Here is a 12287-nt window from a genome sequence, read left to right as displayed (position 1 = left end):
ATCATTTACCTCCCTGTTTGGCTTTTGTAAAGTATTTGCCCTTCCAGTATGGGAAAGCAAGGAAAAATGCAACGACGAGTGCGGAAAGCATTTTCAGAAGGTCTGTATCAATTCCCATCCAGATAACAATCTGAAGTACCAGATAATAAAGAATAGAACCAAATACAACGCTTAACAGCTTCAGTGCAAAGTTGCGGAAAATACGGCTGAAGATCGCTTCACCGATAATTACTGCAGCAAGACCGATAACGATAGAACCACGTCCCATGTTGATATCTGCAAATCCCTGGTACTGTGTGAGAAGAGCGCCGGAAAGAGCAACAAGTCCGTTGGAAAGCATCAGTCCCAGAACCTTATTGCGGTCTGTGTTGATACCCTGTGCACGGGACATGCTTGGATTACATCCGGTCGCACGCAGGGAACATCCGAGTTCAGTTCCGAAGAACCAGTAAAGGACTGCAATCAGAATGATGATCATAATTGCTACGATAAAAAGCGTATTCTGTGTTAGAGCAACACCCTTGACACGTCGAAGGGATACCAGAAGATTAAATTTATCAACATTGATCGCCTGGTTTGCTTTTCCCATGATCTTCAGGTTGACAGAGTAAAGGGAAAGCTGTGTCAGGATTCCGGCAAGGATAGCCGGGATGCCCATAAAGGTATGAAAAATACCGGTGGCAAGACCGGCCAGAAGTCCGGCTCCTGTTGCAACCAGCATGGACACCCATACATTGTGTCCGCTGAGCATCATCATGATACAAACAGCGCCGCCTGTACATAAAGTTCCGTCAACGGTAAGATCCGCAATATCAAGAATGCGGAATGTAATGTACACACCGATCGCCATGATTCCCCAGATAAGCCCCTGTGCGGCAGCTCCTGGAAGTGCGGTTATTAAACTCATAATCTGCATGTTAAATTATCCTCCTCTTTTTTATGCACGAACAGCGAGAAGGGGAACTCCCTTCTCGCTGTATCAGTGTATAATAGGTTTTTTACCGATTATTCAGCTGTTTTATCTGTTTCGATTGCTTCATATCCATCCGGAATTTTAATACCAAGCTCGTCACAGATGTCTTTGTTGTATTCTTTTGTGAATTTTGGTGCATATTCAATCGGCATTTTGGAGATATCTTTACCATCCTGAAGGATGCTGACTGCCATTTCGCCGGTTTTGTATCCAAGATCATAGTAGCTGATGGAAAGTGTTGCAACACCACATGCCTGGCAGATACCTTCTTCACCAGCGATTACCGGAACCTTTGCCGGAAGACAGATGTTGTTGATGATCTCAGTATTGGATGCTACAGTATTATCTGTAGGTGCATAGATCACATCACTGTCATTGGCAGCTGTGGTAACAACGGATGAAAGATCGTTGGAATCAGAGAATGCATAATCTTCACAGGTATAACCAAGCTTCTCAAGAGCATCTTTTACTGTATCTACCTGATACTGGGAGTTTGGCTCTGCTGAGCAGTAGAGAAGTCCGACATTTTTTGCATCCGGGAAAAGCTCATGGAGCATATCGGCCTGCTCATCAAGAGGAGCAAGATCGGAAGTACCGGAAATGTTCCCGCCTACTGTTCCGTCAAAGTCATCGATTCCAAGAGCGACACCATATTCGGTAACGGCTGTTCCAAGGATCGGGATATCGGAAGTTCCGGCAGCTGCAGCCTGAAGAGATGCGGTTGCGTTTGCAAGGATCAGGTCTGCCCCTTCTGAAACAAAGCTGTTGATAATGGTAGAACAGGTATTAGAATCACCCTGTGCATTTTGCTCGTCAAATTTTACGGAATCACCCATCTTTTCAGTGATGGCATCCTCAAAACCCTTAGTTGCGGCATCCAGTGCGTCATGCTGGACCAGCTGGCAGATACCTATTGTGTAAGTCTTTTCTTCTTTGGCGCTTACTGTGGCAGCACAGGTTCCTGTTACAAGAGCTGCTGCGAGTACAGCTGTTAAAATACGCTTTTTCATATTGTTTTCCTCCTCACGATGTTGCTGCATTTTTGGATTATTTAAAAATACAACACTGATTGTGTTAATATAACACTTTAACGCTTAAAAGTCAAGAAGAATTAACGTGAAAATATGTTGAATAAACAGATCCGGAAAACAAAATAAAGCATGAAATGAAATGCAGGCACAGGAAAAAACATACAGTCATATCATATTGTGAATGAAATTCTCAAGGAGAAAGAACATGGCATATAAAATCGTTCTGGATGCCGGACATGGTGGAGAAGATCCGGGTGCTGTTTATAAAGATCGCAAGGAAAAGGATGACAATCTGAAACTGACCCTTGCAGTAGGAAAGATCCTGGAAGAGAATGGCGTGGATGTGGTTTATACCAGGACTACAGATATTTATCAGACTCCTTTTGAAAAAGCGAAAGCTGCAAATGAAGCTGGAGCAGATTTTTTTATTTCTTTTCATCGCAACAGCAGTTCCAAGCCGGAACAATACAATGGAGTTGAAGTACTGATCTATGATAAGAAAGGCATTAAATATCAGATGGCACAGAATATCCTGGGAGCATTGGGAGAACTGGGGTTTCGGGAACTGGGCGTAAAAGAACGTCCGGGGCTGGTAGTGCTCCGGCGCACAAAAATGCCGGCACTTTTGATCGAGACCGGATTTATAAACTCGGAAAAGGATAATCAGCTTTTTGAAAAAAAATTCGAAGAGATTGCCAGAAGCATCGCAGATGCCATTCTGGGAACATTGAATGAGGAAACGGTGGAAGAGCCATTGTATTATCGGGTACAGACAGGAGCATTTCGAAATCGGGAAAATGCAGACAGGATGTTGTATCAGCTGACAGATCAGGGATTTCCGGCGTTTATCCTGAGAGAGAATGATCTTTACAAAGTTCAGGTAGGAGCATATATGCAGCTTGGAAATGCGGTCAATATGGAACAAAGGCTGAGGGACAGTGGATATAGCACAGTGATCGTTACAAAATAGAAAACAGATGATCTGTTAGTGCATCTGCCACGAAAGAGTGATATGATTAGGCAATACAGAAAGCTGGATAAGGGATACCTGTCAGATAAATATCTTTTGATCCGGGATTTAGCTGCAGATGGTAAAGAAAGGACATAGAAAATAATGTACGAAGAGTTTCTGAAACAGATAGAAGATTTCATGTTTATAGAAGATAAGCCGGAAAAAGCGGATGTGATCTTTGTTCCGGGAAACGGATATCCTCAAATGGCGGAAAAAGCAGCGGAGCTTTACAGGAATGGGTTTGCACCAAAGATCCTGCCCAGTGGAAGATACAGTATCACAGCAGGGAGATTTACAGGAGTTCTTGACAAGAAAGAATGTTATTGTGGGACATACAAAACGGAATGGGATTTTTTGAAAGATGTTCTGATGCAGAATGGTGTACCGGAAGAAGCGATTCTGAAAGAAGATCAGGCAACCTACACTTATGAGAACGCAATTTATTCCAGACAGGTAACAGACAGAGAATACCTGGATATCAAAAAGGCGATCCTCTGCTGTAAAACCTGTCATGCAAGACGTGCGTTGATGTATTACAAGTTGCTTTATCCGGATACGGAATTCTTTGTGAGTTCGTGTTGTGTGGATTCTATAGATAAAAATACGTGGATTATGACAAATGATGGAATTGATGAGGTAATGGGGGAAATAACTAGAATAATTAAACAATTTTCATTGATGCTCAAAAAAAATTAATTTAGGGGTGTCGTAAAAAAAAGAATTGTGTTATAATGCATTTGACGAAAAAAAGAAATATCTGTTACGAAAGATTAACAAGATATTAATTTTTGGAGAAATATTGGTTCGAGCGCATGTTACATGCGTTCGATATTTTATATAACTGAATTTTTTGACAAAAGGCAAATATGAATCTTAGATTTTGAATATAGAGGTGCAGATTATTATGAAAAAGAACACAAAGATTACATTTAGCAGAAGCTTTTCAATACTGGCAGCAGCGGCATTGTCCATGACACTGATCGGAGGACAGACCTTTCCGGCATATGCGGAGAACTCTTCAGGTATAGAATCCGGTGCTGTGATCCCGGATAATATAACTATTGACAGCCCTACAGCTCTTGCTAACATTGCGCTCCCATCTAATGCGTATGGAACTCTTTCCTGGGCAGATAGTTCTTATGTTCCGGACAAACGTGTGCAATCCTGTGGGGTAGTGTTCAAACCTGCTGCAGGTGCTGACCTTTCAGGCCTTCCGGGGTGGGACAGTAATTCAGGAACACTTACAGGTTCCGTGACAGTTGTGGTCAGCAGCATTGACAGTACAGAGGAAAATTCCGGAAGTGAGGAAAGCTCCGATTCTTCTGATTCAGATTCAGGAGAATCCTATGGAACCGATGATAAAGAGGAAAATGGAACCGACGTCAATGAGAATGATGCAGATACTTCTGTAAAAGAAACAGAGGACAGCACTGCAGAGAATGAGGAGAAGAACGAAGGTCTGCAGGATGACAGTGCTCAGGAAAATAAAGAAGATCCGGAGACAACAGGAAAAACGGAGCAGTCTTCTTCAGATTCTTCAGATACAACAGATGCAGCAGATGCCAGTGGAGAGGAAAAAAGGGATCCGGAGATAACAGAAGCTCCGGAGGTAACAGCTGCACCATCTGAGGATAATAAAACTCAGGATGGGGAAGAAGCAGAAGCTGTGGAAACTCCTGCTGTAACGATAACTCCGGCGGCAGAAGATGGTATGGATCCTGATGCAGCATCTGAGAATAGAGACGATGAGAATCATGAAAAAAATAACGATGCTGAAATTACCGCGATCCCGGAAATTACGGAGACTCCTGATACTGAAGAAAACAAGGATAATATTTTTGACAGGAAAGATGATACAGAGGATAAACGCCCTCAGAATGCAGCTACCGATCTGACAGAAACAGAAAAAGAGGAAATTGCGTCTCAAAATCATACTTGTGATGGAATAACTGTATCAGGAATCGATCTTCCGTGGTATGTACAGTTTCGTGTTTCTGGTGGTGAGGACTATCAGTTTACCAATGAAGAAGATGCAACAATCTTTAAATCCTATGAGTTTGAACTCTGGGATACACAGAATAATACAGAGTATAAAATTCCGGATGGGGAGTATATCAGTGTGACTGTACCTGTAAAGGCCGGCTATACATATTCGATTGAACACCTTCTTGATAATGGCGCAATGGAGACCATCATTCCAAGCATGGATGGTGATACAATGACTTTCAGTACACATTCATTCAGCCCATTTGGCATCGCTGGAAGTAAATCTCTGGTAGGGCCAGATGCTGAAAGCAATACAGGTGCAACGGTTACACCTGCAGCTGATGCTTCATCTTCGGATACTGCATCTTCAGGTACTGCAGATTCTGCAGAAACAGACAGTACAGACACCAATACGGCAGAGACATCTCAGAATCTGACTTCAGATAGCACAGATCAGGAACAGTCTTCTTCTCAGAACAGTGATACGGCGGAGAATGAGGCTGAAGAACAGTCTTCTGCAACAACATCTAAGAAACAGGTAAATACCGGAGATAACACTCAGATCCTTCCGTTTGTGATCTTGTTTGTGGCAGCGGCAGTTGTAGCTGGTGTAGCAGTGTTTTTTAAGAAAAGAAAGAAGTAATGAATACGAATAAGAGAAAAAGCTCTCCCATATAATGACTGTGGGAGGGCTTTTTTATGAAGGGAAAAGCAATATTACGATCATTGCTGCTAGCCTATGGAGTGACAGGACTTTTTCTTCTGATACTGGCGTTTCTGCTCTTTCAGTTTGAATTTGGAGGAGGAACGGCGGCGGTGGGGATCATTATTATTTATGTAGTATCCTGCCTGGTCGGAGGTTTTATGGCGGGAAAGATCATACGGAAAGACCGATATATATGGGGGATCGTTACCGGGCTTTCCTATTATGTTCTGCTGCTTCTGGTATCTTTTCTGGCACAGGGGAAATGGGATATGACCTTTGCCCATGCGTTGACTACTTTTTTCATGTGTCTTGGTGGCGGAGCCATTGGTGGGATGCTGTCGTAAAAGCTTACAAAAAAATGCTTTGAAAATCGATGATTTTATGCTATACTAGGCGAAGAATAGAATACATAAAGGAGGATATATCATGGAACATATCAAGACATTAAATACAAAGAACCTTCAGAACACGGTTAAGAAGGGTGGATGTGGCGAATGTCAGACATCCTGTCAGTCTGCTTGCAAGACTTCCTGTACAGTAGGAAACCAGAGCTGCGAGCATAAATAAGAAGCAGCCGTTGAATGAGTGGAAAGCAGCGGGAAATCCGCTGCTTCACTTGTTTTATCTGAAAGTAACAGGTATCCAGCAAAACGCGCCGGAGGGCGCGTTTTGTCGGGTTATAAAAGAATTTTAGAAAGGATTGCGGGAAGATGAGTCTGATTCACCGTTATCAAAGTAATGGATATAATATTGTGCTGGATATCAACAGCGGCTGTATCCACCTAGTAGATGAAGTAACCTATGAGGTGCTGCCGTATCTTGAAGAAGGCATGGAAGTGGCTGCCATTGCTGAGAAGCTTGGCGACCGTTTTAAGAAAGAGGATGTGGAAACCTCTGTAACTGAATGTAAGAAGCTTCAGGAACAGGGAATGCTTTTTACAAAAGATATTTATGAGAATATCATTGATGAATTTACCAAAAACCGCCAGACCGTTGTAAAGGCTCTTTGCCTTCATATTGCTCATGACTGTAATCTGGCATGCAGATATTGTTTTGCAGAAGAAGGAGAGTATCACGGAAGACGTGCGCTGATGTCTTTTGAGGTAGGAAAAAAAGCGTTGGATTTCTTGATCGCTAATTCCGGCTCCAGAAAGAATCTGGAAGTGGATTTCTTTGGCGGCGAGCCTCTTATGAACTGGCAGGTTGTAAAGGATCTTGTGAAATACGGAAGAGAACAGGAGAAACTTCATAACAAAAAATTCCGCTTCACATTGACAACCAACGGCGTTCTTTTAAATGATGAGGTGATGGAATTCTGCAATAAGGAAATGGGAAATGTTGTCTTAAGCGTGGACGGTAGAAAAGAAGTTCATGACTACATGCGCCCGTTCCGTAAGGGTGCAGGAAGCTATGATCTGATCATGCCGAAATTTGAGAAATTTGCGGAATCCAGAAATCAGGACAAGTATTATGTAAGAGGAACCTTTACTCATCATAATCTTGATTTCTCTCAGGATGTTCTGCATCTGGCAGATCTTGGCTTCAAGCAGATTTCTGTTGAGCCGGTCGTGGCAGCAGATACAGAAGAGTATGCGATCCGTGAGGAGGATATCCCACAGATCCTGGAACAGTATGATATTCTTGCAAAAGAAATGATCAAAAGAGAAAAAGAGGGAAAAGGATTCAACTTCTTCCACTTTATGATAGACCTTACCGGTGGTCCGTGTGTATACAAACGACTTTCCGGATGCGGCTCAGGAACCGAGTACCTGGCTGTTACTCCGTGGGGAGATTTTTATCCATGTCACCAGTTTGTGGGTGAGGAACAGTACCTTATGGGTAATGTAGACGAGGGAATCACAAAGCCTGAAATCGTAAAAGACTTTGGAAGATGTAACGTCTATACGAAACCGGACTGTAAAGACTGTTTTGCCAGATTCTACTGCAGCGGCGGCTGTGCGGCAAATGGTTACCATTTCGGCGGAGATATCCGGGGAAATTATAAGATCGGATGCGAACTCCAGAGGAAGCGTGTGGAGTGCGCTATCATGATAAAAGCCGCTTTGGCGGAATAAGAGAGGAAAAAGAAAATGAAGAAAAGTAGAGGAATTGCAGTGCTGCTTCTGACAGCAATTGTCACAGTATTCTTCTGCTATGTGGCTGCGGTAGGCATTGGTCCTACAGGAACAGGTTCGGCTAAGAATATCAACACCGGACTTGATCTTGCCGGCGGTGTCAGCATCACATACCAGGCTAAGGACAGCAATCCGAGCAAGGAAGACATGTCCGATACTGTTTACAAGATGCAGCAGCGTGTTTCTCAGTACAGTACTGAGGCACAGGCATATCAGGAAGGTTCCAACCGTATCACCATTGAGATTCCAGGAGTATCAGATGCAAATGCGATCCTGGAAGAACTTGGAAAGCCAGGTTCTCTGTATTTTATCGATCAGACAGATGCAGACGGAAACCAGAATTTTACAACAGGAAACAGTGAGAGTGGATATGTTCTTGCAAGAAGTATTGAGGATATCCAGAAAGCCGGATCTGTTGTGCTGGAAGGTACAGACGTTGCAGACGCTGAGGGAGGTGCTTATCAGGATTCATCCACAAGCTCCCAGAAATATGCAGTCAGTCTGACTCTTACAAAGAATGGAAAAACCAAATTTGCGGAAGCTACCAAGGCAAATGTTGGAAAGCAGATCGCAATCGTATATGACGATCAGGTTTTAAGCGCTCCGAATGTAAATGAGGAGATTTCCGGCGGAAAAGCTCAGATCACCGGAATGGCAAGTACAGAAGAGGCACAGAATCTTGCTTCTTACATAAGAATCGGTTCCTTAAGTCTTGAGCTTACCGAGCTTCGTTCCAGCGTAGTTGCTGCACAGCTTGGTGAAGAAGCCATCGCAACAAGTGTAAAAGCCGGAGCGATCGGTCTTGTGATCGTTATGCTGATCATGATCATCGCATACCGTATCCCAGGTCTGGTTGCATCTGTTGCACTGGTTCTTTATACAACCTTAATGCTGATCACACTGAATGCCTTTGATATCACCCTTACGCTTCCGGGTATTGCAGGTATCATCCTGGGCATTGGTATGGCAGTGGATGCCAATGTTATCATCTACGCCAGAATCCGTGAGGAGATCGCGGCAGGCCTTTCTGTCCATGCAGCGATCAAAAGTGGATTCGGCAAAGCGTTTTCCGCTATTTTTGATGGAAACATCACAACACTGATCGCGGCTTGTGTGCTGATGTGGCTTGGCTCCGGTTCTGTTAAGGGGTTTGCCTACACGCTGGCAATGGGTATCGTGATCTCCATGTTTACAGCACTGGTTATATCCAGGCTTGTTATTAATGCGGTATACGCAATTGGTGTTCGTGACCCGAAATTCTATGGCATTGCCAAGGAACGTAAGGTTGTGGATTTCGTTGGAAAGAGAAAAATCTTCTTTGCTGTTTCCATTATCCTGATCCTTTGCGGACCTGTAGGAATGCTGGTCCACAGTAATGTGATCGGTGACAAAGCCATGAATTACAGTCTGGAGTTTTCCGGCGGTACTTCTACCAATGTAACCTTCAATAAAGAGATGGATATCAAGGAGATCGATTCCGAGGTAACACCGGTTGTTGAGGCAGTGACAGGTGATAAGAATGTACAGCCGACCAAGGTGCAGGGAACCAATCAGGTAGTGATCAAAACACGTTCTCTGGATCTTAAGGAACGAGAAGCACTGAATAAGGCATTAGAGGAAAATTTTGATGTAGATACAAGTCTGATCACATCGGAGAATATTTCCGCTACTGTCAGCAATGAGATGAGAAGAGACGCTATCGTAGCGGTTATCGTAGCTGCGATCTTCATGCTTCTTTACATCTGGTTCCGTTTTAAGGATATCCGCTTTGCAAGCAGTGCAGTACTCGCACTTCTTCATGATGTCCTGGTCGTACTTGCGTTTTATGTTATTTCCAGAACATCTGTGGGAAACACATTTATTGCGTGTATGCTGACGATCGTAGGTTATTCTATCAATGCTACTATTGTCATCTTCGACCGTATCCGTGAGAATATGAGAGGCAGAAAGAAAGTTGAGGATGAGAAACTGAAAGAGATCGTAAATACCAGTGTTACAGAAACTCTGACACGAAGCATTTACACATCCCTGACAACATTTGTAATGGTTGCAATTCTTTATGTAATGGGTGTTTCCTCAATTAAAGAATTTGCAGCACCGCTGATGGTAGGTATCATCGGTGGAGCATATTCTTCTGTATGCATCACTGGTGCTCTGTGGTACACCATGAAAACATTCAGAAAAAATCGTGTTGCAGCACCGGCAGCTGTAGCAGCTTCCGCAAAGATTTCTTCCGAGAAATCTGAGAAAAAGGTAAAACAGCCATCCGGACAGCAGACAGCTCAGCAGCCGAAGAAGAAAAACCGTAAAAGAGTTGCCGAGCGCCTTGCAGCGCAGGAGGCAGCAAAGCAGCAGAATGATGAGGAGAAATCTGAATAAAATTGCTGAATAACAGAAACGTTCCGTACCGGGAAAGAATATTTCCTGGCGGAACGTTTTTTTTGTGTGGCATAAAAAACTTGCAGCTATGCAGGAGTATGAGTTACAATACGGTTATTGTGTTGCTTTGAAGAAAGAAAGCGGCAAAGCATCAAGGAGGAAACAACATGGAACGATGGGTTGTTGCTGCAAAACGGGCGGACTTTGCGGCAATTGGAAAAGAGTTCGGAATTGATCCGGTGATCGCCAGACTGATCCGAAACCGGGATGTACAGGACAGGGATGAAATTCGCAGATATCTTTATGGAAAGGTGGACGAACTGGCTTCTCCACATTTGATGAAAGATGTGGATAAGGCAGTGGAGATCCTGCGGAATAAAATAAAGGAAAAAAAACGCATCCGTATTATAGGCGATTATGACATTGATGGGGTAGTATCGACCTTCATTCTGATCAAAGGACTGAAGCGTGCAGGAGCTCTGGCAGATACATATATTCCGGACCGTGTGGCAGATGGATATGGAATCCATGAGCACCTGATCGAAAGAGCAGCGAATGATGGGATTGACGTAATTGTTACCTGTGATAATGGAATTGCGGCGTACAATGAAATCACTATGGCTAAAGAGAAGGGAATGATGGTGATAATAACCGATCATCATGAAATTCCCTATAAAGAAACGGAAGATGGAAGAGAACTGATCCTTCCGCCGGCTGATGCCATTGTAAATCCAAAACAGCCGGACTGTAATTATCCGGAGAAAAGATTGTGCGGAGCAGTTGTTGCGTTGAAGCTGGTGACAGCTCTCTATGAGGCATGCGGGATTCCGGAAAAAGAGCTGGAAGATTTTCTGGAATTAGGAGCCATTGCCACGGTGGGAGACGTGATGGATCTTCAGGGTGAAAACCGCATCCTTGTAAAGGAAGGCCTAAAACGACTTTCCCACACTTCTAACAAAGGTCTCCGTGAACTGATCCGTGCCAATGGCCTGGAGGATGGGCCGATCACTGCCTATCATGTAGGGTTTGTGCTGGGACCATGTATCAATGCCAGTGGAAGACTGGATACCGCTGCACGTTCCCTGAAACTACTTTGTGCGGAGACGGAAGATGAAGCAGCAAAACTTGCCGGTGATCTGACTGCGCTGAATCAAAGCAGAAAAGCTCTCACAGAAGAGGGAAAGGAAGCAGCGATCCGTATTGTGGAAGAGACAGAAATCGGACAGGACAGGGTTCTTGTGATCTATTTACCGGACTGTCACGAAAGCCTGGCCGGAATTATTGCGGGACGTATCCGGGAAAAGTACAATAAACCGGTCTTTGTCCTGACGAAAGGTGAAACAATGGTGAAAGGCAGCGGACGTTCCATAGAAAGCTATTCCATGTTTGAGGAACTGGTAAAATGCGGAGATCTGATGGAACAGTATGGCGGTCATCCTATGGCGGCAGGATTATCTATTAAAGAAGAAAATGTGGAAGAGTTCCGCAGACGGTTAAACGAAAACTGTACTCTGACAGAAAAGGATCTGGCTCCAAAGATCCTGATCGATGTGCCAATGCCGGTTTCCTATATAAATAAGGAACTTGTGGAAGAGATATCCCTGCTGGAGCCTTTTGGAAAGGGAAATACCAAACCGATTTTTGCACAGAAGGGACTTCGGGTTTTAAGCAGCCGTATTCTTGGCAAAAATAGGAATGTGGCAAAGCTTCAGCTGTCAGACAGTACCGGCTGTGTAGTGGAAGCAGTATATTTTGGAGAAGCAGATGAATTTGTTGATAGAATAAAAAACTGTGGAAGTATTGCGGTCACATATTATCCTGAGATCAACCGTTATCAGGGAAGAGAGACCTTACAGATCGTAATCCGAAATTATATTACAGAATAACAGGAGAAGGTATCACTAAAATGCAGATCCTGACAGCGAGTAATTGACTGTAAAACAGGAAAGAAGGCTCTGTACTGGGCAATATGCAGTCCAGGGCCTGTCGTAATTCCGCGAGTTCTGTCGGGTTGCACATTGATTCCCTACAGAAAAAGTGCTATACTATCTAACATCTGATTGAC

Annotated in this window: 10 protein-coding genes; 8 read left to right on the top strand and 2 right to left on the bottom strand. The window is 43.8% G+C overall.

Annotated elements, in window-relative coordinates; all coding sequences use genetic code 11:
• Position 1: 1 nt before the first annotated feature.
• Together NQ489_RS11255 and NQ489_RS11250 are read right to left on the bottom strand one after the other, a co-directional pair.
• The gene (locus NQ489_RS11255; RefSeq protein WP_021650367.1) at positions 2 to 916 is read right to left on the bottom strand and encodes an ABC transporter permease; all 915 of its coding nucleotides are present in this window, start codon (positions 914 to 916) and stop codon (positions 2 to 4) included.
• Between the two features lie 89 nt (positions 917 to 1005).
• The gene (locus tag NQ489_RS11250) at positions 1006 to 1983 is read right to left on the bottom strand and encodes an ABC transporter substrate-binding protein (RefSeq protein WP_044960660.1); all 978 of its coding nucleotides are present in this window, start codon (positions 1981 to 1983) and stop codon (positions 1006 to 1008) included.
• Between the two features lie 226 nt (positions 1984 to 2209).
• On the opposite strand from NQ489_RS11250, the gene NQ489_RS11245 reads away from it, so the two are divergent.
• The 8 genes from NQ489_RS11245 (at position 2210) to recJ (ending at position 12108) form a co-directional block, all read left to right on the top strand.
• Positions 2210 to 2974: an N-acetylmuramoyl-L-alanine amidase gene (locus tag NQ489_RS11245; RefSeq protein ID WP_044960663.1), complete on the top strand. Its 765-nt coding sequence runs from the start codon at positions 2210 to 2212 to the stop codon at positions 2972 to 2974.
• A gap of 144 nt (positions 2975 to 3118) precedes the next feature.
• On the top strand, positions 3119 to 3712 hold the full coding sequence (locus NQ489_RS11240) for a YdcF family protein (RefSeq protein WP_021650371.1): 594 nt from the start codon (positions 3119 to 3121) through the stop codon (positions 3710 to 3712).
• 208 nt (positions 3713 to 3920) lie between these two features.
• Positions 3921 to 5645, top strand: a complete 1725-nt coding sequence (locus tag NQ489_RS11235) for a hypothetical protein (RefSeq protein WP_021650372.1) — start codon at positions 3921 to 3923, stop codon at positions 5643 to 5645.
• Between the two features lie 56 nt (positions 5646 to 5701).
• Positions 5702 to 6052 carry a TIGR04086 family membrane protein gene (locus tag NQ489_RS11230; RefSeq protein ID WP_021650373.1) on the top strand — a complete coding sequence of 117 codons (351 nt, stop codon included), beginning with the start codon at positions 5702 to 5704 and terminating at the stop codon, positions 6050 to 6052.
• Positions 6053 to 6134: 82 nt separating this feature from the next.
• Positions 6135 to 6275, top strand: a complete 141-nt coding sequence (gene scfA / locus NQ489_RS11225) for a six-cysteine ranthipeptide SCIFF (RefSeq protein ID WP_015524633.1) — start codon at positions 6135 to 6137, stop codon at positions 6273 to 6275.
• Between the two features lie 143 nt (positions 6276 to 6418).
• Positions 6419 to 7783, top strand: coding sequence for a thioether cross-link-forming SCIFF peptide maturase (scfB, locus tag NQ489_RS11220; RefSeq protein ID WP_021650374.1), 1365 nt, complete (start codon positions 6419 to 6421; stop codon positions 7781 to 7783).
• Positions 7784 to 7798: 15 nt separating this feature from the next.
• Positions 7799 to 10222 carry a protein translocase subunit SecDF gene (locus NQ489_RS11215; protein ID WP_021650375.1) on the top strand — a complete coding sequence of 808 codons (2424 nt, stop codon included), beginning with the start codon at positions 7799 to 7801 and terminating at the stop codon, positions 10220 to 10222.
• 167 nt (positions 10223 to 10389) lie between these two features.
• Positions 10390 to 12108, top strand: a complete 1719-nt coding sequence (gene recJ, locus NQ489_RS11210; RefSeq protein WP_021650377.1) for a single-stranded-DNA-specific exonuclease RecJ — start codon at positions 10390 to 10392, stop codon at positions 12106 to 12108.
• Positions 12109 to 12287: the final 179 nt, after the last annotated feature.

It is taken from the genome of Blautia sp. KLE_1732_HM_1032, assembly GCF_025147905.1.
GTDB lineage: Bacteria > Bacillota > Clostridia > Lachnospirales > Lachnospiraceae > Blautia_A > Blautia_A fusiformis.
The sequence above is the reverse complement of the archived record's forward strand: the minus strand, read 5'-3'. Positions and strand labels throughout refer to the sequence as shown.